22 protein-coding genes are annotated in these 21,002 nt (G+C 66.7%); 10 read left to right on the plus strand and 12 right to left on the minus strand.

The features are described from left to right. Window positions 1-27: 27 nt before the first annotated feature. Both tal and msrC read right to left on the minus strand, forming a co-directional pair. Entirely contained in the window at window positions 28-957 is a 930-nt protein-coding gene (gene tal, locus P0M04_RS15565; RefSeq protein ID WP_259451655.1) for a transaldolase, read from the minus strand. A gap of 42 nt (window positions 958-999) precedes the next feature. After that, entirely contained in the window at window positions 1,000-1,497 is a 498-nt protein-coding gene (gene msrC, locus P0M04_RS15570; protein ID WP_259451654.1) for a free L-methionine (R)-S-oxide reductase MsrC, read from the minus strand. 113 nt (window positions 1,498-1,610) lie between these two features. Here msrC and P0M04_RS15575 point away from each other — a divergent pair, with 113 nt between their 5' ends. From P0M04_RS15575 to P0M04_RS15585, 3 genes are read left to right on the plus strand one after another with little or no spacing between them, the layout of a single operon-like run. Further along, window positions 1,611-1,889, plus strand: coding sequence for a TetR family transcriptional regulator (locus P0M04_RS15575; RefSeq protein WP_281042428.1), 279 nt, complete (start codon window positions 1,611-1,613; stop codon window positions 1,887-1,889). After that, window positions 1,874-2,176, plus strand: coding sequence for a hypothetical protein (locus tag P0M04_RS15580; RefSeq protein ID WP_281042429.1), 303 nt, complete (start codon window positions 1,874-1,876; stop codon window positions 2,174-2,176). The genes P0M04_RS15575 and P0M04_RS15580 overlap by 16 nt, the downstream gene beginning before the upstream one ends. Window positions 2,177-2,184: 8 nt before the next feature. Next, window positions 2,185-3,480, plus strand: a complete 1,296-nt coding sequence (locus tag P0M04_RS15585) for an MFS transporter (protein WP_259451652.1) — start codon at window positions 2,185-2,187, stop codon at window positions 3,478-3,480. A 1-nt stretch (window position 3,481) separates the two neighbouring features. On the opposite strand, the gene P0M04_RS15590 is transcribed toward P0M04_RS15585, so the two are convergent. Further along, window positions 3,482-5,971: a glycoside hydrolase family 95 protein gene (locus P0M04_RS15590; RefSeq protein WP_259451651.1), complete on the minus strand. Its 2,490-nt coding sequence runs from the start codon at window positions 5,969-5,971 to the stop codon at window positions 3,482-3,484. Window positions 5,972-6,034: 63 nt separating this feature from the next. Further along, the gene (locus P0M04_RS15595) at window positions 6,035-6,415 is read right to left on the minus strand and encodes a winged helix-turn-helix transcriptional regulator (protein WP_259451650.1); all 381 of its coding nucleotides are present in this window, start codon (window positions 6,413-6,415) and stop codon (window positions 6,035-6,037) included. 142 nt (window positions 6,416-6,557) lie between these two features. On the opposite strand from P0M04_RS15595, the gene P0M04_RS15600 reads away from it, so the two are divergent. Beyond that, window positions 6,558-7,169 carry an NAD(P)-dependent oxidoreductase gene (locus P0M04_RS15600; RefSeq protein ID WP_259451649.1) on the plus strand — a complete coding sequence of 204 codons (612 nt, stop codon included), beginning with the start codon at window positions 6,558-6,560 and terminating at the stop codon, window positions 7,167-7,169. Here P0M04_RS15600 and P0M04_RS15605 read toward each other — a convergent pair. The 3 genes from P0M04_RS15605 to zwf are packed head-to-tail and all read right to left on the minus strand — an operon-like array spanning window position 7,163 to window position 10,095. Next, the gene (locus P0M04_RS15605) at window positions 7,163-7,750 is read right to left on the minus strand and encodes a YdeI/OmpD-associated family protein (RefSeq protein ID WP_259451648.1); all 588 of its coding nucleotides are present in this window, start codon (window positions 7,748-7,750) and stop codon (window positions 7,163-7,165) included. The two genes, P0M04_RS15600 and P0M04_RS15605, sit on opposite strands and share 7 nt — an antisense overlap. A gap of 11 nt (window positions 7,751-7,761) precedes the next feature. Next, window positions 7,762-8,616 carry an SIS domain-containing protein gene (locus P0M04_RS15610; protein ID WP_056136401.1) on the minus strand — a complete coding sequence of 285 codons (855 nt, stop codon included), beginning with the start codon at window positions 8,614-8,616 and terminating at the stop codon, window positions 7,762-7,764. A gap of 9 nt (window positions 8,617-8,625) precedes the next feature. Then, window positions 8,626-10,095: a glucose-6-phosphate dehydrogenase gene (gene zwf, locus P0M04_RS15615; protein WP_259451647.1), complete on the minus strand. Its 1,470-nt coding sequence runs from the start codon at window positions 10,093-10,095 to the stop codon at window positions 8,626-8,628. Window positions 10,096-10,275: 180 nt separating this feature from the next. On the opposite strand from zwf, the gene P0M04_RS15620 reads away from it, so the two are divergent. Then, window positions 10,276-10,896 (plus strand): TetR/AcrR family transcriptional regulator, encoded by a 621-nt coding sequence (locus P0M04_RS15620; protein WP_259451646.1) that lies wholly within the window; start codon window positions 10,276-10,278, stop codon window positions 10,894-10,896. A gap of 64 nt (window positions 10,897-10,960) precedes the next feature. Further along, a complete protein-coding gene (locus tag P0M04_RS15625; RefSeq protein WP_259451645.1) occupies window positions 10,961-11,812 on the plus strand; it encodes an alpha/beta fold hydrolase in 852 nt (283 codons plus the stop codon). Between the two features lie 18 nt (window positions 11,813-11,830). Here P0M04_RS15625 and P0M04_RS15630 read toward each other — a convergent pair whose 3' ends face one another. After that, on the minus strand, window positions 11,831-12,727 hold the full coding sequence (locus P0M04_RS15630) for an SMP-30/gluconolactonase/LRE family protein (RefSeq protein ID WP_259451644.1): 897 nt from the start codon (window positions 12,725-12,727) through the stop codon (window positions 11,831-11,833). 10 nt (window positions 12,728-12,737) lie between these two features. After that, entirely contained in the window at window positions 12,738-14,378 is a 1,641-nt protein-coding gene (gene pgi, locus P0M04_RS15635) for a glucose-6-phosphate isomerase (RefSeq protein ID WP_259451643.1), read from the minus strand. 189 nt (window positions 14,379-14,567) lie between these two features. Here pgi and edd point away from each other — a divergent pair, with 189 nt between their 5' ends. From edd to P0M04_RS15655, 4 genes are all read left to right on the plus strand, one after another. Next, a complete protein-coding gene (gene edd, locus P0M04_RS15640) occupies window positions 14,568-16,490 on the plus strand; it encodes a phosphogluconate dehydratase (RefSeq protein WP_259451642.1) in 1,923 nt (640 codons plus the stop codon). A gap of 20 nt (window positions 16,491-16,510) precedes the next feature. Further along, window positions 16,511-17,134: a bifunctional 4-hydroxy-2-oxoglutarate aldolase/2-dehydro-3-deoxy-phosphogluconate aldolase gene (eda, locus tag P0M04_RS15645; RefSeq protein WP_259451720.1), complete on the plus strand. Its 624-nt coding sequence runs from the start codon at window positions 16,511-16,513 to the stop codon at window positions 17,132-17,134. 16 nt (window positions 17,135-17,150) lie between these two features. Further along, entirely contained in the window at window positions 17,151-17,714 is a 564-nt protein-coding gene (locus P0M04_RS15650) for a Rhs element Vgr protein (RefSeq protein ID WP_259451641.1), read from the plus strand. A 70-nt stretch (window positions 17,715-17,784) separates the two neighbouring features. Further along, the gene (locus P0M04_RS15655) at window positions 17,785-18,267 is read left to right on the plus strand and encodes a hypothetical protein (protein WP_259451640.1); all 483 of its coding nucleotides are present in this window, start codon (window positions 17,785-17,787) and stop codon (window positions 18,265-18,267) included. On the opposite strand, the gene P0M04_RS15660 is transcribed toward P0M04_RS15655, so the two are convergent. The 3 genes from P0M04_RS15660 to P0M04_RS15670 all read right to left on the minus strand — a co-directional run bounded on the left by P0M04_RS15660 (window position 18,268) and on the right by P0M04_RS15670 (window position 20,972). Then, window positions 18,268-19,293, minus strand: coding sequence for a flagellin N-terminal helical domain-containing protein (locus P0M04_RS15660; protein ID WP_259451639.1), 1,026 nt, complete (start codon window positions 19,291-19,293; stop codon window positions 18,268-18,270). A 179-nt stretch (window positions 19,294-19,472) separates the two neighbouring features. Further along, the gene (locus P0M04_RS15665) at window positions 19,473-20,471 is read right to left on the minus strand and encodes an aldo/keto reductase (protein WP_259451638.1); all 999 of its coding nucleotides are present in this window, start codon (window positions 20,469-20,471) and stop codon (window positions 19,473-19,475) included. Between the two features lie 63 nt (window positions 20,472-20,534). Next, window positions 20,535-20,972: a winged helix-turn-helix transcriptional regulator gene (locus P0M04_RS15670; protein WP_259451637.1), complete on the minus strand. Its 438-nt coding sequence runs from the start codon at window positions 20,970-20,972 to the stop codon at window positions 20,535-20,537. Window positions 20,973-21,002: the final 30 nt, after the last annotated feature.

Raw genomic sequence — 21,002 nt, forward strand, 5'->3', positions numbered from 1 at the left:
CGTTTTCAGTTGCGCGGTCCGTGCGGATCAGCGCATCTCTTCGATCATTTTCTTCAGCTTGCCGGAGTCGGCGCAGAACGCGCGGATGCCTTCGGCCAGCTTTTCGGTCGCCATCGCGTCTTCGTTCAGCATGAAGCGGAACGTCTTTTCGTCGAGGGCGATCTTTTCGATATCCGCGTTCGCGTCAGCCACCAGCTTGCGCTCGACGGTGCCTTCGGTGTCGGCCAGCTTCTGCAGCAGGTCCGGCGAGATGGTCAGCAGGTCGCAACCGGCCAGTTCCAGGATCTGCGACGTGTTGCGGAAGCTCGCGCCCATCACCTCGGTCTTGTAGCCGAACTTGCGGTAGTACTGGTAGATGCGCTTGACCGACTGCACGCCCGGATCGTCCGCGCCCTGGTAGTCGGTGCCCGTGGATTTCTTGTACCAGTCGTAGATGCGGCCGACGAACGGCGAGATCAGCTGCACGCCCGCTTCGGCGCAGGCGACGGCCTGGCACAGCGAGAACAGCAGCGTGAGGTTGCAGCGGATGCCGTCCTTCTCGAGGATCTCGGCGGCGCGGATGCCTTCCCACGTCGACGCGATCTTGATCAGCACGCGCGAGCGCTGGATGCCCGCCGCTTCGTACAGGGCGATCAGTTCGCGGCCCTTGGCGACGGTCGCTTCCGTGTCGAACGACAGGGCGGCGTCGATTTCGGTCGAGACGCGGCCCGGCACGAACTTCAGGATCTCGGTGCCGAACGCGATCAGCAGGCGGTCGACGATTTCCTCGGTCGACGCGTTCGGGAAGTCGGCGATGGTCTTTTCCAGCAGCGGACGGTATTCCGGCTTCTGGACGGCCTTCAGGATCAGCGACGGATTCGTCGTCGCATCCTGCGGCGCGTAGGCCTTGATCGATTGGAAATCGCCGGTGTCGGCGACGACGGTCGTGTACTGCTTGAGCTGTTCGAGTTGGTTCATGATGCGGGGGAGAGAAAGGTTAGGCGGCTATTGTATCCGGAATCAGCAGTCGGTCGCCTCGAGAAACGCCGCCACCATGGCCTCCAGCCCGGCCTTGTCTTCATCCGAAAAGCGGTCGAGCAGCGGGCTGTCGATATCGAACACGCCCACCAGCTTCCCGTTCTTGACGAGCGGGATAACGATTTCCGAATTCGACGCCGAATCGCACGCGATGTGGCCGGGGAACGCGTGCACGTCCGGCACGACGATGGTTTCGCGCTTGACGGCCGTCGTGCCGCACACGCCGCGGCCGAACGGGATGCGGGCGCAGGCCGGCTTGCCCTGGAACGGGCCGACGAGCAGGTCCTCGCCGTTACCCGATTTCGCGGGCACGGTGAGGTAAAAGCCCGCCCAGTTCAGGTCGGCCAGCGTGTCGTAGACGAGCGCCGAGAATTGCGACGCGTTGGCGGTGAGGTCGCGCTCGCCCTCGAGGACGCTGGCGACCTGGCGTACCAGCAGGTCGTAGTCGGGGCGGGTGCTGCGTTCGGGATTGATGTGCATGGCGGACGATGCTGCGTTGTCGAAAATGCGTATTTTACGGCAGTAAAAATAGATTGTGCTTGACATCTATTTGCGAAAATGGATTATGATTGACATCCATTTTGGAGGAAACCATGCGAGTCAATCGAATCCAGGCGGAGGAAAACCGCCAGGCCGTCATCGACGCCGCCAGCCGCCTGTTCCGCGAGCGCGGCTTCGACGGCGTCGGCCTCGCCGAGCTGATGGCCGCGGCCGGCCTCACGCACGGCGCGTTCTACAAGCAGTTCAAGTCCAAGGACGACCTGATCGCCCAGGCCTGCGACCGCGCGCTGGAGACCGGCATCGACGGCTGGCGCCGCGCGGCGGCGGACGCGGGGGGAGCGCGTACGCGGCCCTCGTGCGCCGCTACCTGACGCCCGGTCACCGCGGCCGCGTGGGCTCGGGCTGCGTCATCGCCTCCCTCGGCCCGGACGCGGCCCGCCACGGCCCGGAACTGCCGCGCCACTTCGAGGCGGGCGTCAAGGCCTTCGTCGACATCCTTGGTGACGCCATGCTCAGGAAGCACCCGGACGCGACGCCGGACGACGCGCTCGCCGCATTCGCCACGATGGTCGGCGCCCTCGTGCTGGCGCGGTCCGTCGACGACGACGCCTACGCCCACCGCATCCTCGACGCGGCCACGGCCCGTCTTCTCGACTAAGGACTCCCATGCTTTCCACTTCTCTCGCCCAGTGGATGGGCCGCCGCGGCCTCCACTACGGCTGGCTCGTCGCCGCCATCACCTTCCTGACGGCGCTGTCGTCCTCCGCCGCGCTCGGCCTGCCGGGCGCGCTGCTGAAACCCCTGAGCCAGGAATTCGGCTGGACCGTCGACCAGATCTCGTCGGCGCTCGCCGTGCGCTTCGCCCTGTTCGGCCTGATGGGACCCTTTTCCGCGCTGCTGATGGAACGCTTCGGCCTGCGCAACGTGATGGTGACGGCGCTGGCGGTCATCGCGGCAGGCCTCGGTCTCGTGCGCCAGATGACGGATTTCTGGCAGCTCGTGCTGCTGCTGGGCGTGATGCTGGGGATCGGTTCCGGCATGACGGCGCTGGTGCTCAACGCCGTCGTCGCCAACCGCTGGTTCGAACAGCGCCGCGGCCTCGTGATGGGTCTACTCACGGCCAGCTCGGCGACGGGCCAGCTCGTGTTCCTCCCGGTCGGCACGTGGCTGATCGAGCATGGCGGCTGGCGCATGGCGCTGCTCCCCGTGATGGCCAGCTGCGCGCTCGTGGCCATCCTCGCGCTGCTGTTCGTGCGCGACCATCCGCAGGAACTGGGCCTTGCACCCTATGGCGGCGACACGTCCGTCAAACCCGTCGTGCCGGCGCGCGCACCGGTCTCGATCCGCACCCCGTTCACGACGCTGGCCAGCGTGCGCGCCGACCGCGTGTTCTGGGTGCTGTTCGGCAGCTTCTTCATCTGCGGCCTGTCGACGAATGGCCTGATCCAGACTCACTTCATTTCGCTGTGCGGCGATGCGGGCCTGGGCGCCGTCCCGGCTGCGTCCGTGCTGGCGATGATGGGCACGTTCGACCTCGTGGGCACGATCCTGTCGGGCTGGCTGTCCGACCGCTACGACAGCCGCTACCTGCTGTGCTGGTACTACGGCATGCGCGGGCTGTCGCTCGCGTGGCTGCCGTCGGCCGACTTCACGCTCACGGGCCTGACGCTGTTCGCCATGTTCTATGGCCTCGACTGGATCGCGACGGTGCCGCCGACCGTGAAGCTGGCCGCGCAGGCATGGGGCAAGCGCGCGCCGATGATCTTCGGCTGGGTCTTCGCCGGCCACCAGCTCGGGGCGGCCGTCGCGGCCTACGGTGCGGGCCGTATCCGCACGATCGCGTTCACGTATTCGCCGGCCGTGTACACGGCGGCGGCGGCGTGCGGCGTCGCCGCGCTGATCGTGCTGCTGGCGCGGCGCCGCGCGGTTGCCGCCGTGCCGGTGGCGGAGGCGGTTAACTAAGCTAAGTGAGCGCCACGCGTGCACGCCCGGACGCGTCGAGCTTGACGGTCGCGAGGCGCTCGCCGATCCGCACCTTCGCCGATTGTCCCGGCTTGCCGCGCAGCAGAACGCGCGTGGCGCGGCCGCCGGCCCAGTCCAGGTCGACCTCGATGCCGCCGCGGGCGCGCACGCCGTGGACAGCACCTTCCGGCCACGCACGCGGCAGCGCCGGCAGGATGCGGATCTCGCCACCCCACGATTGCACGAGCATTTCCAGGATGGCGGCCGAGCCGCCGAAATTGCCGTCGATCTGGAACGGCGGATGCGAGTCGAACATGTTCGGGTAGGTGCGCTCCCGGCCCAGCAGGCCGCGCAGGATGCTGTAGGCGCGCTCGCCGTCGCCCATGCGCGTCCACAGGGCCAGGCGCCATGCCGTGGCCCAGCCGGTCGACAGGTCGCCGCGGGTGTTCAGTGTCGTCTTGGCAGCCGCGATCAGATCGGGCGTGTCGCGCACGTTGATCTGCTCGCTGGGATAGATGGCGTACAGGTGCGACACGTGGCGGTGATGCTGTTCCGGCGCCTGGCCGTCCCAGTCCTCCAGCCATTCCTGCAACTGGCCCTGGGCGCCGATGCGGTCCGGTGCCAGGCGCGCGCGCTTCGCTTCCACCGTTTTGCGGAAGTCCGCGTCCGGATCTCGCAGGCGCTCGTGCGCGGCCAGCGTCCAGGCGAACAGGTCTCGCACGATCTGGCGGTCCATCGCCGGACCCGCGCACACGGCCACGTCCGGATGGTGCGTGTTTTCCGGCGAGATCGACGGCGACGTCACGAGGCCGCGACCTTTCGGATCTTCGACGAGCACGTCGACGAAGAACTGCGAGGCGCCCTTCAGCAGCGGGTAGATGCGGGCCAGATACGCATCGTCCGGGGTGTACTCGTAGTGGTCCCACAGCGTTTTGCACATCCATGCGCCGCCGCAGGGCCACATGCCCCAGTTCGGACCGTCGATGGGCGCCGCCGCGCGCCACAGGTCGGTGTTGTGGTGCGCGACCCAGCCGCGGGCGCCATAGCTGTCACGCGCGACGTCGGCGCCGTTGACGGCCAGTTCCTCGACCATCCTCACGACCGGCTCCACGCACTCGCCCAGGTTGGCCGCTTCCGCCGGCCAGTAGTTCATCTCCGTGTTGATGTTGATGGTGTATTTGCCGCCCCACGGGGGATAGATGCCCTCGTTCCAGATGCCCTGCAAATTGGCGGGCTGGCTGCCTGGCCGCGACGACGAGATCAGCAGATAGCGCCCGTACTGCAGGTACAGCGCGGACAGCCCTGCGAGCGCGGCGTCGTCCGTCCGCGGGACGGCGGCGATGCGCGCATCGGTGGGGACGGCGGCGCCCGCGTCCGCGCGGCCGAGGCGCAGCGACAGGCGCGAGAACAGCGCGCGGTGCGCCTTGACGTGGTCGGCGCGCAGGCGCGCATACGGCTTGCGCGCGGCGGCGTCCATGCGCGTGCGCACGGCCTGCACCGGGTCGCCGCTCGTGTCGCGGAAGTTGACGAAGCTGGTCGCGGCGCCGATGAGCAGCGTGACGTCGCGCGCGCCGCGCACGCGCAGGCGGTCGCCGTCCACGGTCACCTTGCCGTCGCCCAGGGCCTGCACGCGCACGGCGTAGCGCAGCACGCCCTTGACGCCGGCGGCGTCCGCGTTGCCGCCTTCGACCAGCAGGGCGCGCGGACCGTCCGCACGGATCGCCAGGCTGGCTGGCCGCTTCGATTCTTCAAGGTCTTCCTTCACGTCCCAGGGCGCACCCGTGGCGGCCGAGGGGTCATCCGCGGACTTGCCGTCGTAATTGGCCTTGCCGTAATCGACCTGGCGAGGGTGGCGGTAGCCGACGTCGAAATCCAGTGTGCCGCCGCCGCTTGCCTGCAGGTGCAGCACGATCACCTGGTCGGGCGCGCTCGCGAACACTTCGCGCAGGTGGCGCGCGCCGCCGCTCGTAAAGCGCGTCGTGGCGATGGCGGTGTCCAGGTCGAGCGAGCGGCGATACGACGCTGCCGGCGTGAGTCCATGGAAGTCCAGCAGCAGGTCGCCGGCGGCGCCGTAAGGCATCTGCGTGGCCGGCTTCGAGATCATCGATTTCGCCACCAGGTCGCGTGCCTCGATGAAGCGGCCCTCATCGATCAGCGCGCGCACGCGCGGCAGCGCGGTCTTGAATTCGGGATTGTCGAAGCGGTACGGGCCACCCGCCCACAGCGTGTCCTCGTTCAGTTGCAGGCGCTCCTGCAGCGGGCGGCCGTAGACCATCGCGCCGAGCCGGCCGTTGCCGACGGGGAGGGCCTCGACCCATGGACCGGCGGGGCGCTCGTACCACAACGCCAGTTGTTCCTTGCCGCCATCCGTGCGTGCCACGACGGTTGCACCGGCCAGGCCGGGCATGCCGGTCGCGGCGGCGGCAAGGCCCAGCGTACCGAGCACGCGGCGCCGGGTCGGGTTGATCTGTTGATGGCCTGCTTTGCCCACTGTTGTCTCCTGGTGATTATTTTGTTTATTATAAATAAAAACCAATCCAAGAGAAATGTTTCGTTACCGCGCACCCGTCCGGTAGTGAGTACGCGCCTCGCACACGTGGCGATGATGCTCGTCGGCCCACGCGACGAGGCCTTTCATCGGCACGAGGAAGGAGTGGCCCAGAGGCGTGAGGTCGTACTCGACCCGCGGCGGCACTTCCGGGTACACGGTGCGGCGCACGAAACCGTCTTCCTCCAGCCGCTTCAAGGTCAGCGACAGCATCTGCTTGGAGATGTCGCCCAGTGTGCGCATCAATTCATTGAAACGCTTCGTGCCGCCTTCGAGCGCGTCGAGCACGAGGAGGCTCCACTGGTCGCCGATGCGGTCAAGTACGTCGCGGATGGGGCAGGGTTGTTCGAAGCCGCCGTCGGCGGCCAGTAGATTCGTCTTGGCCATATTCTCTTGAGGGTAGCGGTCAGTTTTCGCTGACCTGATCACGCCGCGCTGACTTCTTGTGCGGCATGCGCAGGCTAGCATAAGATGCCTCATCGGTCTCGTTTTTAGACTGTCTCCACCAACCCTACAAGGAGTCAACCACATGGCACGCATCGCTCTCATCGGCGCTTCCGGCAACGTCGGCACGCGCATCCTGAACGAACTCGTTTCGCGCAACCACCAGGTCACGGCCATCGTCCGCGATCCATCGAAAGTGCCGGCGCAGACCGGCGTGACGGCGGCACGCGGCAACGTCGCCGATCCGGCCGGCCTGGCCGACGTGCTGAAGGGCCACGATGCCGTGGTCAGTTCCGTGCGCTTCCTCGATACCGACCCGGCTGCACTGATCGACGCCGTGCGCGCGTCCGGTGTAAAACGTTATCTCGTCGTGGGCGGCGCCGCCAGCCTGTTCGTCGCACCGGGCAAGCGCCTGCTCGACCAGCCCGATTTCCCGGCCGCGTACAAGGACGAGGCGACCAAGGGGGCCGCCTTCCTGGACGCGCTGCGCGGCGTGAGCGATCTCGATTGGACGTTCATCTCGCCGTCCGCCCTGTTCGTGCCGGGCGAGCGCACTGGCAAATTCCGCCTGGCCAAGGACGAACTGCTGGTGAGCGGGAAGGGCAGCACGATCTCGTACGAAGACTACGCGGTCGCGCTGGTCGACGAGATCGAAAAGCCGGCGCACGTGCGCGAGCGGTTCACGGTCGGCTACTGATTCTTGTCCGGCGTCCACACATCGAGCCGCCTGCCTTCCGCGCATGCCGCGATGAGCCGGTCGAGCCGTGCGGCCCGTGTTTCCGGCTTTTTCGCGCTCGTCACGACGTGCAGCATGCGCTTGCGGGCGCCGGGCGGGCACGCTTCGAAAAACGCCCACGCGGCCTTGTGGCGCTGGAAGCGGGCGAGGTCTTCAGGCGACAGCTCGGCCGGCGTCTCGCGCTCGTGCGAATACACGCGCGAGCGGTCTTCCGAACGCTGCGCGAACGCCGCTTCGCCGGCCGGCGTCATGAGGCCTTGCTCGCGCAGCTTCGCGACCTTGTCGATGTTCACCGCGCTCCAGATCGAGCCGGCCTTACGCGGCGTGAAGCGGATGGTGTAGGTGGCGTCGTCCACGCGCTTGCGCACGCCGTCGATCCAGCCATGGCACAACGCCTGGTCGACCGATTCGGACCAGGACATGCATGGCTTGCCCGTGCCGACCTTGTGAAAGCCCACGAGCAGTTCTTTCGCCTCGTGCGCTTGCGCTGAGAGCCAGGCGCGGAAGTCTTCTGCCTTCTCGAAGAAGACGGGGGAAGACATGGGATGAAACGTCAGCCGATGAAGGAATCGAATTGCAGGTCGAATTCCTGCAGCGCCTTCTGCGCGTTCTGCATCTTCTTGCGGAATTCCGGACCGCGCTGCAGCGCGAGGCCGACCGCGAGCACGTCGATCACGACGAGGTACGCGAGGCGCGCCGAGATCGGCGTGTACGGATCGGTCGCGAACACGAGGTCGATCGGGATCAGCAGGCTCGCCATGTCCGCGAGCGGCGTGCCGGACGGCGCCAGCACGATCACTTCGGCGCCGCCGCGGCGCGCCAGCTTCGCCGAGCGCGTGAGCGACGGGTTGTTGCCGCGCTGGGAGATCGCGACCAGGGCGTCGCCTTCGCGCAGCAGCGCGGCCGCGATGGCGTGGATCGCGGGATCGGTGTACGCGACGGTCGGGACGCCCGAGCGGAAGAATTTATGCTGCGCGTCGGCCGCGACGAAGCCCGACGTGCCCTGGCCGTAGAACTCGATCTTGTTGGCGCGCGACAGGATGTCGAGCGCCTTCTGGATCAGTTCCGGTTTGAGGTTGTTGCGCAGGTCGAGCAGAGTGTTGATCGAGCGGCTGCAGATCTTGTTGACGAGGTCCGCGGCCAGGTCGTCCTGCGCCGGCTGTTCGCTGGCGCCGGGCAGCGCCAGCGCGAGGCCTTGCGCGAGCTTCAGCTTGAACTCGTGCCAGCCGTCGTAGCCGAGCGTGCGGCAAAAGCGCACGACGGTCGGTTCGGACACCTGCGCGCTGCGCGCCAGCGCCGTGATGTTCTGGCTCACGGTGGCGCTGGGCGCGGCCAGCACGGCGAGCGCCACCTTGCGCTCGGACTTGGACAGCGAGTCGAGCTGGGTACGGATCGAATCGAGCAGCACGGTAATTCCTCAGTCTTCCGGCAGCGCCTCTTCGCGCCACTGCAGGCCGTCGCGGCCGATCAGTGCGGAAGACGAGGCGGGGCCCCACGTGCCGGACGTGTACGGGACGGGCGTCGTGTCGTCCTGCTCCCAGTATTCCAGGATCGGCTCGACCCATTCCCACGCGGCTTCCAGCTCGTCGCCGCGCATGAACAGGGTCAGCTGGCCGCGCAGGACGTCCAGCAGCAGGCGCTCGTACGCTTCCATGCGCGGGGACTTGAACTGTTCGCGGAAATCGAGCTCGAGTTCTGCCTGCTTCAGGCGCATGGAATCGCCCGGCGTCTTGGCCATCAGGTTCATCGACAGGCCTTCGTCCGGTTGCAGGCGGATCACGAGGCTGTTCGGTTGGAAGCTCGACGTCGGCTGGTTGAAGATCGAATGCGGGATCGGCTTGAAGCGCACGACGATCTCCGCGAGGCGGTCGGCCATGCGTTTGCCGGTGCGCAGGTAGAACGGCACGCCGGCCCAGCGCCACGTGTCGATCTCGGCCTTCATCGCAACGAACGTTTCCGTTTTCGATTGCTTGGGCGCGCCCGGTTCGTCGCGGTAGCCCGGCACTGCCTGGCCGTCGACGTAGCCGCCGCGGTACTGGCCGCGTACGATGTTCTGCGACAGCGTCGTCGGCGTGAATCGCTTCAGCGAGCGCAGGACCTGCAGCTTGGCGTCGCGCACGGCGTCCGGCGCGATCGACGTCGGCGGTTCCATCGCGACGATACACAGCAGTTGCAGCAGGTGGTTCTGCAGCATGTCGCGCAGCGCGCCCGAGTTGTCGTAATAGCCCAGGCGGTTGCCCACGCCGATCTTTTCCGCAATGGTGATCTGCACGTCGGAGATCCACTCGCGGCGCCACAGCGGCTCGAACAGGATGTTACCGAAGCGCAGGGCCAGCAGGTTCTGCACGGTTTCCTTGCCGAGGTAGTGGTCGATCCGGTAGATCTGCGATTCGGCGAACACCTTGCCGACATCGGCGTTGATCTGCTTGGCCGATGCCAGATCGCGGCCCAGCGGCTTTTCCAGCACGACGCGCGAATTCGGCGTGGCCAGGCCGACCGCGGCCAGGTTCTCGCAGATCGTCGCGAACAGTTGCGGCGGCGTCGCGAGGTAGTACACGCGCGTGAGCGACGGATCCTTGCGCAGCGCTTCCGCCAGCGCCGCATAGGTCGCCACGTTGCCGGCGTCGACGGCGACGTAGGTGATGCGGTCCAGGAACGTCTGCCACGCGGTGGCGTCGACGTGTTCCTTCACGTGCGATTTCGCGTTGGTTTCCACCATCTCGATGAACGCTTCCTGCGACATCTCGTCGCGGCCGACGCAGATGATGCGCGCCGTCGCGGGCAGGTCGTTGCACACGTCACGGGCATACATCGCCGGCAACAGCTTGCGCATCGCGAGGTCGCCGCTGCCGCCGAAGAAAACGAGATCGAAATCGGAAAGTGCCATGGTGTCTGTCGAGGAGTGAAATGCTGTAAATTTACTACATATTTATTGATCGCGCAAGAAAATTTACTACGTCGCGACGGCTGCCGGACTCCTATGGTGCCACATCGCTTCAACCTCGTGCGCCCGGCCGGGCAGGGAAGTTCGCTTGATTTGGAAGCGATCGTTTCCTATAATGCCTGCATGACATCCATTCCCGCGCCATCCGTTGCCGCCCGCAGCCCCGGCCGTCCCCGCGAATTCGACATGGACGCTGCGCTCGACGCCGCCATCCGCGTCTTCCGCGAGCGCGGCTATCATGCCGCGTCGATCGCCGACCTCTCGGCGGCGATGGGGCTGACGGCCGGCAGCATCTACAAGGCGTTCGCCGACAAGCGCGCCGTCTTCCTGGCCGCGTTCGCGCGCTACACGGCGCTGCGCCATGCCCAGATGCGCGCCGTGCTGGCGCAGGAACCGACGGGGCTTGGCCAAGTGCGGGCGCTGCTGCGTTTCTACGTCATGTCGTCCACCGGCGCCGAAGGGGCAGCCGGCTGCCTGGTCGCGGGCAGCGCGACCGCCCTCAGCACGTTTGACGACGAGATGGCCCAGGCGGTCGACCAAGCCGTGCGCGACCTCGGTCGCATGATCGAAACGGCGATCCGCGCGGGCCAGGCCGACGGCTCGATTCCGGCCACGGTCGAAGCGGGCGCGTGCGCGCTCGGCTTGCTGTGCCTGGTCCAGGGGTTTCGCATCGTCGGCAAGCTGGGGTATGGCGAACATGCATTGCAGTCCGCGGCCGACGCGATGCTGCTGGGACTGTCGTAAATTTTTTTTCGCGATTTTGGAAATGATCGTTTCCTTAATCGTTCACCCACCGAGGAGAGCCTGTATGAATACGCACCATTTCACCAACCTCGACGGCGTGCGCCTGCACCATGTGGCGGCCGGCCCGGCGGACGGGCCGGCGCTCGTCCTGCTGGCGGGCTATCCGCAAAGCTGGTATGCATGGCGCAAGGTCATACCGTTGCTGGCGGAGCGCTATCGGGTGCTGGCGCTCGACTTGCCGGGTCAGGGGGATTCCGACCGTCCGCTCGACGGTTACGACACCGGCGCATTGGCCGGCGCGGTGCGCGCCTGGCTCGACAGGCTGGGGGTGGAGCGCTGCCTGTTGGCCGCGCACGACGTGGGGGCGTGGGTGGCGTTCACCCATGCGCTGCGGTTCGGCGCCGGCGTGGAGAAACTGGCGCTGCTCGACGCCGGCATTCCCGGCATCACGCTGCCGGACGCGTTGCCGCTCGCGTCCGACAAGGCCTGGCGCACGTGGCACTTCCCCTTCCACATGATCCCCGACCTGCCGGAAACGCTGATCGCCGGGAAGGAACGCGATTACCTCGACTGGTTCCTGCGGCGCAAGACGGCCAATCCGTTCGCTTTCGCCGACGCGGATGTCGACGAATACCTGCGCATCCTCACGCAGCCGGGCGCCCTGCGCGCAGGGCTCGCGACGTACCGCGCCGTGCAGGTGTCGGCGCGGCAGAACCGGGCGCTCGGCGCAGAGGCCAAGCTGCGCATGCCGCTGCTGGCGCTCAGCGCCGACCAGGGTTCGATCCCCGACATGGCGGCGCCACTGCGGCCGTGGGCCGACGACGTGCAGGGCGTGTGCATCGCCGACTGCGGGCACTTCCTGCCGGAAGAGCAGCCGGACGCGGTGGCCGCGGCGTTGCGCGGCTTCTTTGCTTGAGCTCGGATCGGCCGCGACTCAGTTGCGGTACTCGGCCTGTTCGATACCGGGGACGTCGACGGTAAATGCCAGTACTTTACCGCTGTGCGGATACTTCGCCAGCTCGTCATTCGAGCGCCCCTTGCTGGCGCTGGTGACGTACAGGGTGCGCAGGTCCGGCCCGCCGAACGCGACGGACGTCGGGCAGCGCACGGGCAGCTCGATTTCCTGCAGCAGCTCGCCGGTCGGCGACAGCTTGACGATGCGGCCGCCCTCGAACATCGCGGACCAGTAATTGCCTTCGCTGTCCACCGCCGCGCCGTCCGGACGGCCGCCATAGTCGGCCGCCTTCTTGTCGTCGGAGAAGGTGACGAGGTTGCGGCGGTTCGATGCCGTGCCCGTCTTGACGTCGTAGTCGTAGGCGTCCACGCGGTGGCTCGTCGTGTCCGAGTGGTACATCGTCTTGCCGTCCGGGCTGAACGACAGGCCGTTCGAGTTCGTCATGCCGCCGGCCCAGGCCAGGCGCAGCGCGCCCTTGTCCAGCACGTACATCTCGGCCTTCTGCTGGTCGCGCGGCTCGTACATCGTGCCGACCCAGAAGCGGCCCGCCGGGTCCGTGCGGCCGTCGTTGAAGCGGACGATGGACGTGTCGTACGGCGCCGGCACGATGTCGTCGATGTCGCCCGTCGTCGTGTTCAGGTAGACGAAGCCGGCGCGCGTGGCCAGCACGAGGTTGTTGTCCAGGTCGACGGCGATGGCGGACGGCTCCGTCGCCGTGTTCCAGCGCGAGTATTTGCCGCTCGACGGATGCAGGCGGTGCACCGACTTGCCGTCGATGTCGACCCAGTACAGCGCGGATTCGACCGCATGCCAGACGGCCGATTCGCCGACCAGCATCCGTTCGTCATGCACGATGTGGAATTTTTCGGTCTTCATGGAACGCTCCTCAGACGGCAGCCTTGGCACGGGCGATCAGGCCGTTGGTCGAACCGTCGTGTTGCGCCGGTTGCGCCTCGCCGTTCAGCTCCGCCTCGATCTTCTTGGCCAGCACCTTGCCCAGTTCCACACCCCACTGGTCGAAGCTGTTCACGTCCCAGATCGCGCCCTGCACGAAGGTCTTGTGTTCGTACAGCGCGATCAGCGCGCCCAGCGTCGCCGGCGTCAGGTACTCCATCAGGATCGTGTTGCTCGGACGGTTGCCCGGGAAGGTCTTGTGCGGCACGAGGCGCTCGATCTCGGCGGCGTCCTGGCCGGCCAGATCCTGGCGCACCTCGTCCGCCGTCTTGCCCTTCATGAAGGCTTCCGACTGCGCGAAGCAGTTCGCGAGCAGCGCGGCGTGGTGGTTCTGGAACTCGTGCGCGGGACGCAGCGCGGCGATGAAGTCGATCGGCGTGACGTCCGTGCCCTGGTGCAGCAGCTGGAAGTAGGCGTGCTGGCCGTTCGTGCCCACGTCGCCCCAGATCACCGGGCAGGTCTCGTAGTCCGTGATGGTGTCGCCGGCGCGCGTGACGCGCTTGCCGTTGCTTTCCATGTCGAGCTGCTGCAGGTACGCGGGGAAGCGGTTCAGGTCCTGGTGGTACGGCGCAATCGAGACCGACGGGCAGCCCAGGAATTCGCGGTTCCACAAGCCGACGAGGGCCAGGATCATCGGCAGGTTCTGCTCGATGGGCGCGGTGCGGAAGTGCTCGTCCAGCGCGTGCGCGCCCGCGAGGAAGTCGGCGAAATAGCCGTAGCCGACGCACAGCGCGACCGGCAGGCCGATCGCCGACCAGACGGAGTAGCGGCCGCCGACCCAGTCCCAGAACGGGAACATGTTGTCCGGATCGATGCCGAATTTCTTGATGGCTTCCACGTTCGTCGACACCGCGACGAAGTGCTTCGCGAGGGCTTCTTCCGGGGCGCTCTTGAGGAACCAGCTGCGCGCCGTGTTCGCATTCATCATGGTCTCGGCCGTCGTGAACGTCTTCGACGCGATGATGAACAGCGTCGTTTCCGGGTTCACGCGCGCCAGCGCGGCGTCCATGTCGTGGCCGTCGACGTTGGAGACGAAGTGCATGGCCAGGCGCGGATGCGCGAACTGGCGCAGCGCCAGGCAGACCATCTTCGGACCGAGGTCGGAACCGCCGATGCCGATGTTGACGATGTCCGTGATTTCCTTGCCCGTGTGGCCCAGCCACGCACCGTTACGCACGGCGTCGCTGAACGTCTTGATGCGGGCGAGGACGCCGTGTACGTCGGCCGTGATGTCCTGGCCGTCGACGGTGATCTGCTTGTCCTTCGGCGCGCGCAGCGCGGTGTGCAGGACGGCGCGGTTTTCCGTCAGGTTGATCTTGTCGCCGTTGAACATGGCATCGCGCAGCTGCTCGACGCCGCGCTCGCGCGCCAGGTTTGCCAGCAGTGCAAGCGTGCGCCCGTCCAGGCGGTTTTTTGAATAGTCTAGGAACAGACCGGCCGCTTCCGCCGACAGGCGTTCGAAGCGCTGCGGGTCTTGCGCGAACAGGTCGCGCATCTGCCATTGCTGGGCGTCCTGGGCGTGGGACTGGAGGGCCTGGTAACTGGCGGTGCTGGTCAGGGGTGGTTGGCGCATGGTGATGGACGGTATGATGTCATTTTGTGCAGGTTAGCGAATCATACAGGAAGCAGGCGTAAATTCACTACATAAATTCACCGCACAGCGCGAGTCTCCCGTGTTCACCTTACTTCGCTCATTGATTAGTGAGCGGGAATCCGCATTTCGTAGTAAAATTTCAGAAATCTAATTCACAAGGAACAGATCATGGCGCTGCACCCCGTAGTAGAACAGGTCACCAACCGGATCATCAAGCGTAGCCGGCCTTCGCGCCAGGCGTATCTCGCGCATCTCGACGCCGCGCGCGTCAAGGGCGTGCAGCGCAGCGTGCTGGCGTGCACGAACCTGGCACACGGGTTTGCCGCCTTCCCGGCCAACGACAAGCTCAAGCTGCGCGAGTATAAGCAGCCGTCCGTCGCGATCGTTTCTTCGTACAACGACATGCTGTCGGCGCACCAGCCGTTCGAAGCCTATCCCAAGGTCATCAAGGACGCCGTGCGTGAAGTCGGCGCCGTGGCGCAGTTCGCCGGCGGCGTGCCCGCCATGTGCGACGGCGTCACGCAGGGCCAGCCGGGCATGGAACTGTCGCTGTTCTCGCGCGACACCATCGCCATGTCGACCGCCATCGCGCTGTCGCACAACATGTTCGACGCCAGCCTGTACCTCGGCATCTGCGACAAGATCGTGCCGGGCCTCTTGATCGGCGCGCTGCACTTCGGCCACATCCCGGGCATCTTCGTGCCGGGCGGCCCGATGGCGACCGGTATCTCGAACAAGGAAAAGGCCTCCATCCGCCAGCGCTACGCGAAAGGCGAGGCTACCCGTGAGGAATTGATGGAAGGCGAGGCCAAGGCCTACCACGGCGCCGGTACGTGTACCTTTTACGGTACCGCTAACAGCAACCAGATGCTGATGGAGATGATGGGCCTGCACCTGCCGGGCGCCGCCTTCGTCCATCCGGACACCCCGCTGCGCGAAGCGCTGACCCGCGCCGCGGCCCAGCATGCCGTCAAGATCTCGCAGCAGGGCGGCGAGTACATGCCGATCGGTCACATCGTGGACGAAAAATGCATCGTCAACGCCATCGCCGCGCTGCACGCGACGGGCGGTTCCACGAACCACACGCTGCACCTCGTCGCCATCGCGCGCGCGGCCGGCATCGTGATCGACTGGAACGACTTCGACGAGCTGTCGAAAGTGGTGCCGCTGCTGACGCGCGTGTACCCGAACGGCGACGCCGACGTGAACTACTTCCAGGCCGCCGGCGGCCCGACCTTCGTCATCCGCGAACTGCTGGACGCCGGCCTCGTGCACGACGACGTCAACACCATCCTGGGCCGCGGCCTGCGCAACCACTGCAAGGAACCGTTCCTGGACGGCGACAAGGTCGTCTGGCGCGACCTGCCGGAACAGAGCGGCGACGAATCCGTGCTGCGCAAGCATACGAACCCGTTCAGCGACAACGGCGGCCTGATCCTCGTGCAGGGCAACCTGGGCCGCGCCGTGATGAAGATCTCGGCCGTCAAGAAGGAACACCACATCGTCGAAGCACCGGCGCTGACGTTCGATTCGCAGGAAGATTTCATGCACGCCTACAAGGCGGGCAAGCTGAACCGCGACTTCGTCGCCGTGATCCGCTTCCAGGGCCCGCGCGCCAACGGCATGCCGGAACTGCACGCGCTGACGCCGGCGCTGGCCAACCTGCAGGATTCCGGCTACCACGTCGCGATGGTCACCGACGGCCGCATGTCGGGCGCGTCCGGTAAAGTGCCGGCCGCGATCCACGTGTCGCCGGAAATCCTTGCCGGCGGTCCGCTGGGCCTCGTGCGCGACGGCGACATCATCCGCGTCGACGCGACGCAGGGCTCGCTGGACGCGCTGGTGCCGGAAGACGTGTGGGCCGCACGCAAGATGGCAACCGCGGACCTGAGCTCCAGCCACATCGGCATGGGCCGCGAGCTGTTCGACGTATTCCGTAAATCGGTCAGCGCGGCCGAAGAGGGCGCCGCCCACTTCCCGCTGCCGTCGCCGATCGACACGACCGTGCCCCTGCACGAAGGTACCGACAGCGGCGAGATCATGCCCGGTTCGGACGAAGATTTCCTGTTCCGCAAATCCACCGCCAAGTGAGCAAAACGATGAGTAACGATATGACCCTGCTGGACATCATGAAATCCGCCGTCGTGATCCCCGTGATCGCGATCGACGACCCGGACCATGCCGTCCCCCTCGCGAAGGCGCTGGTCGCCGGCGGCATCCGCGTGCTCGAAGTTACGCTGCGCACGAAGCACGGCCTGGACGCGATCCGCGCGATGGCCCAGGTGGAAGGCGCGATCGTCGGCGTCGGCACCCTGACCCAGCCGGAAGAATTCGCCGCGTCGCGCGATGCGGGCGCCGTGTTCGGCGTGTCGCCGGGCCTGACGCCGTCGCTGATCGAGGCGGCGAAGAAAAGCGGCCTGCCGCTGCTGCCGGGCTGCATGACCCCGTCCGAAGTGATGGTGGCGCGCGAAGCCGGCTTCAAGCAGCTGAAACTGTTCCCGGCCGTGCCGGCGGGCGGCGTCGGCATGCTGAAGGGCATCGGCGGTCCGCTGCCGGACGTGACCTTCTGCCCGACGGGCGGCATCTCGATCGAGACGGCACCGCAATTCCTCGCGCTGAAGAACGTCGCGTGCGTGGGCGGCTCCTGGCTGACCCCGGCCGACGCGATGAAGGCCGGCGACTGGGACCTGATCACCGACCTGGCGAAAGCTGCTGCCGCGCTGAAAGCGGCCTGAGCCTGAGTTCGCCCTCATGCGGCGGCGCCTGCTCCGGGGCCTGACCCCGGGCGAGATGCGCATGGCGTCGCTGCTGTTCGGCGGCGCCATCGACTTCGCACGCGTGCGCGTGCACGGGCGCCGCTACCTGCCGCTGGTGCAGCCGAAAAACTGCGCCATGACGCCCAACGGCAGCATCTATTTCCATCCATCCTGCTTCCTGCCCGACTATGCCGCGGGCGATCCGCACACAATCCACTGGTTCATGCACGAGATGGTGCACGTGTGGCAGCACCAGCTCGGCTACCCGGTCCGGCTGCGCGGCGCCTTCCGCATCGGCCTGTCGTACCGCTACGAACTGCGTCCCGATGCGACGCTCTCCGATTACAACATGGAGGCCCAGGGCGACTTGCTTGCGGATTACTTTGCGCTGAAGTACATGCGCAACCCGCGCATCATGCGCCAGCGCCGGTATGCGCACGAGCTCGCCTTGTACGAACAGGTGCTGGCCCGCTTCCTCGCCGATCCCCGCGACCCGGACAACCTGCCGCGCGGCGGCGCGCGCCGCTTCGCGCGAATGGTAACGTCCGTCTCCGCCTGAGCTTGCGTAGCGTCAAAATTTAACGGCGGTGCCGTCGTAGGCTTGCGCCTTGCGCTCCGTTGAGGTCATTATGTCCGCCGCTTATCGCATCCCTGTGCTGCTGTGTGCATGCCTGCTGGCCGCGCCGGCGTACGCGCGTGTCGGCGAGGCCGAGGTGCGCGAAGGTCCGCGGGGCGGTCCGTGCTTCACCATCACCCCGCGCGAGGAACGCCTGGGCACGCCGGAGTTCCAGGCGATCGTCGTGTGGGAAGGCGCACGCCCGGTGTGGAAGATGTCGATGCCGAAGGAGCGCACGTTTCCCCTCACGTTCGGCATGTGCGTGCCGTACGGCGGCAAGGTGGCGTCGCTGCCGCGCACGACGCCCGCTCCCCTGGCGCCGGGACGGGTCTACAGCCTGCGCATCGAGGCGCGGCCGGGCAAGGGTCGCGCCGCGTCCAGCTACGAGGCCAGGTTCTGCCTCGCGCGCCAGCCTGACGGCAGTGCCGTCGTCCACCAGATCTGGAATGGCGACAGGGAAGGGCTCCGGATGTACGGGTGCCTGCCGCCGGAATGATTACTGCAGCAGCGACATGACCATCGACGCCATGCTGTTCGTCTGCTTCAGCATGGCGGCGCCCGATTGCATCAGCATCTGGTTCGACGTCATGGCCGCCGATTCGGTCGCGAAGTCGACGTCCATGATGCGGCCGGCGGCGGCCTGCGTGTTGCTCGCCATGTTCGCCAGGTTGTTGTAGGCGTGGTCGAGGCGGTTCGCGACCGCGCCCAGTCCGGAGCGCAGCGCCGACACGGCGTCGATGGCGTCGGTCAGGTTCTGCATGGCCCAGGAGGAGTTGGCCATGATCGTCCACGTACCCTGGACGAGCATCGTGCCGCCATTGCCGTCGGGTACTCTGATCGTCGCCGGAAAGACGGCGTTGCCGACGGCGTGGCCGGGCGTGGGGTCGGTCGGCGAGCCGTCGCCCGCGAAACGGGTGATGATCGATACTTGCGTCTCGCCGTTGGCGTCGAGCGTGGCGACGTGACTCCACGCCACGTTGCGCAGGGCGGTGTCGATGTCCTGCAGTTGGGCCGAGAAGTCGGCATGCACGGTTTCCGCACTGCTTTCGCCCGTCTGGAATGCGAGGCCCGATGCGCTCCCAAGGAGGCCGCCCCCGGTCGCGGCGGTGTTCAGCAGCGTCGTGCCGCCGAACGTGGTGGTGCTGACGATGTTCGACAGCTCGTCCGTCAGTTTGTCGTATTCCGACTGCAGGGCGTCCCGGTCGGCGTCCGACGACGAACTGTCGACGGACTGCGTCGCCAGGTCTTTCATGCGCATCAGGATGCCGTTGACTTCGTTCAGGGCCCCGTCGGCCGTTTGCAGCAGCGAGATCGAGTTCTGCGTATTGCGCATGGCGACGGCCATGCCGCTGGTCTGCGACTTCAGGCGGGACGCGATCTGCAGGCCGGCGGCATCGTCCATCGCGGAATTGATGCGATAGCCGGTCGACAGGCGCGTCATCGACGTCGACAGCGAAGTCTGGGTGCGGGTTAGGGAATTCTGTGCAGAAAGCGATGCGGCGTTGGTATGAAGGCTCAGCATGGTTGCCGTGTAAATGATCTCATGACAACAGAGCGACCGGATCGTGTTCCGTATTAAATATTGGAGCGATTTTTTTTCGATTTTGCAATTTCAGGGCGGCGCATGGCACCGGTATCCAGCCTTTTTTACAGTTTCAATATGATGATGGTTATCATATTTTTCGAATAGGGTGTTCCGGTTCAAGGCGCCGGCTTGCGCGCGGGCAGCGGCGCCTCCGGCGGCACGAGGCCCTCCATCCGCAACGCTTCCCAGAATGCGGCCGGAATCTCGACGTGCATCAGTGTCGCATTGCGCCGCAGGTGTTCCGGACTGCTGGCGCCGGGGATCGTCGCGGCGACGACCGGATGCGCCGGGCCGAATTGCAGCGCCGCTGCGGCCAGGTCGACACCGTGCCGTGCCGCCACCTGGCGCAGGCGCTCGCGGTGGGCGTGCTGGTCCGGGCTGGCAGGCCGGTAATCGTAGTGTTCGCCGCCCGCGAGGAAACCGGAGTTGAACGGTCCGCCCAGCACGACGTGCGCGCCGCGCGCGGCGCACAGCGGAAACAACTCGGCGAGCGGCGTCGTTTCCATCAGCGTGTAGCGGCCGGCCAGCAGGAACACGTCCGGATCGGACTGGCGCAGCGCGCGCAGGCAGGGCTCGACCGTGTTCACACCGAGGCCCCAGGCCTTGATCGTGCCTTCTTCGCGCAGTTTCATCATGCCCTCGAACGCGCCGCCGGGTCCGGCCGCGATGCGGTAATGGTACTCGAACTGGTTGCCGAGCAGGTCGGGCGATAAATCGTGTACGTAGACGATGTCGACGTGGCCCAGCGCCAGCCGCTGCAGGCTGTCCTCGACGGCGCGGCGCACGCCGTCTGCCGTGTAGTCGAGCACGCGTTTGAACGGCAGCGCGCCCACGAACGGCGCCTGGATCTCGCCCGGATGATGCGGTACGAGCAGGCGCCCGACCTTGGTCGACAGCGTGTACGCGTCCCGCGGCCGCCGGCGCAGGGCCTGGCCGAAGCGGTGTTCGGACAGGCCGGCGCCGTAATGCGGGGCCGTGTCGAAGTAGCGGATGCCCGCGTCCCACGCCGCATCGACGGTCGCGTGCGCGGCCGCGTCGCTCGTCGCGTGGTACATGTCGCCCAGCCCGGTGCCGCCGAGGCCCAGGCGCGTGATCGGTCGGTAGCGTGCGTTCATGGTGCATAACGCTACAGGGCGGACGAGGCGGCGGGCGCACGGTTGACCGGCGGCACGCCCGGGTCACGCCAGTTTGCGGACCTCGGTATCGTCGGGCGACAGCATGCCGCCGTCGTGCCCGAGCGGTGCCATGAAGGGCACCGGTGCGCCCGTCGTTTTCTCGATCAGTTCGGAATGCGGTTCATGCGGCCCGAACAGGTAGCGCTCGCCCCACTGGCGCAGCGCCACCACGACCGGGAACAGGCTTTTTCCCTGCTCGGTGAGTACGTACTCCTGATGGGCGCCGCCATGGCTGCCGGGTTGGAGCGCGAGGATACCGGCGTCGACAAGCCGGCGCAGCCTGTCGGACAGGATATTGCGTGCCACGCCGAGACGGCGCTGGAAATCGCTGAAGCGGCGCGTGCCATCGAACGCGTCGCGCACGATGAGCAGCGCCCAGCGGTCGCCGATGAGTCCGGCGGAGCGGGCGACGGGGCAGGGATCGGATGAATTGGAAGTCATGTGGTTGCATTTTAAAACCAAACAGCGTAC

It is taken from the genome of Telluria mixta (assembly GCF_029223865.1).
Classification (GTDB): Bacteria; Pseudomonadota; Gammaproteobacteria; order Burkholderiales; family Burkholderiaceae_D; genus Telluria; species Telluria mixta.

Bases quoted from the DNA above. Each gene is read 5' to 3' on its own strand.
- tal (WP_259451655.1), bottom strand. From the start codon at position 957: ATGAACCAACTCGAACAGCTCAAGCAGTACACGACCGTCGTCGCCGAC.
- msrC (WP_259451654.1), bottom strand. From the start codon at position 1,497: ATGCACATCAATCCCGAACGCAGCACCCGCCCCGACTACGACCTGCTG.
- P0M04_RS15575 (WP_281042428.1), top strand. From the start codon at position 1,611: ATGCGAGTCAATCGAATCCAGGCGGAGGAAAACCGCCAGGCCGTCATC.
- P0M04_RS15585 (WP_259451652.1), top strand. From the start codon at position 2,185: ATGCTTTCCACTTCTCTCGCCCAGTGGATGGGCCGCCGCGGCCTCCAC.
- P0M04_RS15595 (WP_259451650.1), bottom strand. From the start codon at position 6,415: ATGGCCAAGACGAATCTACTGGCCGCCGACGGCGGCTTCGAACAACCC.
- P0M04_RS15600 (WP_259451649.1), top strand. From the start codon at position 6,558: ATGGCACGCATCGCTCTCATCGGCGCTTCCGGCAACGTCGGCACGCGC.
- P0M04_RS15605 (WP_259451648.1), bottom strand. From the start codon at position 7,750: ATGTCTTCCCCCGTCTTCTTCGAGAAGGCAGAAGACTTCCGCGCCTGG.
- zwf (WP_259451647.1), bottom strand. From the start codon at position 10,095: ATGGCACTTTCCGATTTCGATCTCGTTTTCTTCGGCGGCAGCGGCGAC.
- P0M04_RS15620 (WP_259451646.1), top strand. From the start codon at position 10,276: ATGACATCCATTCCCGCGCCATCCGTTGCCGCCCGCAGCCCCGGCCGT.
- P0M04_RS15625 (WP_259451645.1), top strand. From the start codon at position 10,961: ATGAATACGCACCATTTCACCAACCTCGACGGCGTGCGCCTGCACCAT.
- P0M04_RS15630 (WP_259451644.1), bottom strand. From the start codon at position 12,727: ATGAAGACCGAAAAATTCCACATCGTGCATGACGAACGGATGCTGGTC.
- pgi (WP_259451643.1), bottom strand. From the start codon at position 14,378: ATGCGCCAACCACCCCTGACCAGCACCGCCAGTTACCAGGCCCTCCAG.
- edd (WP_259451642.1), top strand. From the start codon at position 14,568: ATGGCGCTGCACCCCGTAGTAGAACAGGTCACCAACCGGATCATCAAG.
- eda (WP_259451720.1), top strand. From the start codon at position 16,511: ATGACCCTGCTGGACATCATGAAATCCGCCGTCGTGATCCCCGTGATC.
- P0M04_RS15650 (WP_259451641.1), top strand. From the start codon at position 17,151: ATGCGGCGGCGCCTGCTCCGGGGCCTGACCCCGGGCGAGATGCGCATG.
- P0M04_RS15655 (WP_259451640.1), top strand. From the start codon at position 17,785: ATGTCCGCCGCTTATCGCATCCCTGTGCTGCTGTGTGCATGCCTGCTG.
- P0M04_RS15660 (WP_259451639.1), bottom strand. From the start codon at position 19,293: ATGCTGAGCCTTCATACCAACGCCGCATCGCTTTCTGCACAGAATTCC.
- P0M04_RS15665 (WP_259451638.1), bottom strand. From the start codon at position 20,471: ATGAACGCACGCTACCGACCGATCACGCGCCTGGGCCTCGGCGGCACC.
- P0M04_RS15670 (WP_259451637.1), bottom strand. From the start codon at position 20,972: ATGACTTCCAATTCATCCGATCCCTGCCCCGTCGCCCGCTCCGCCGGA.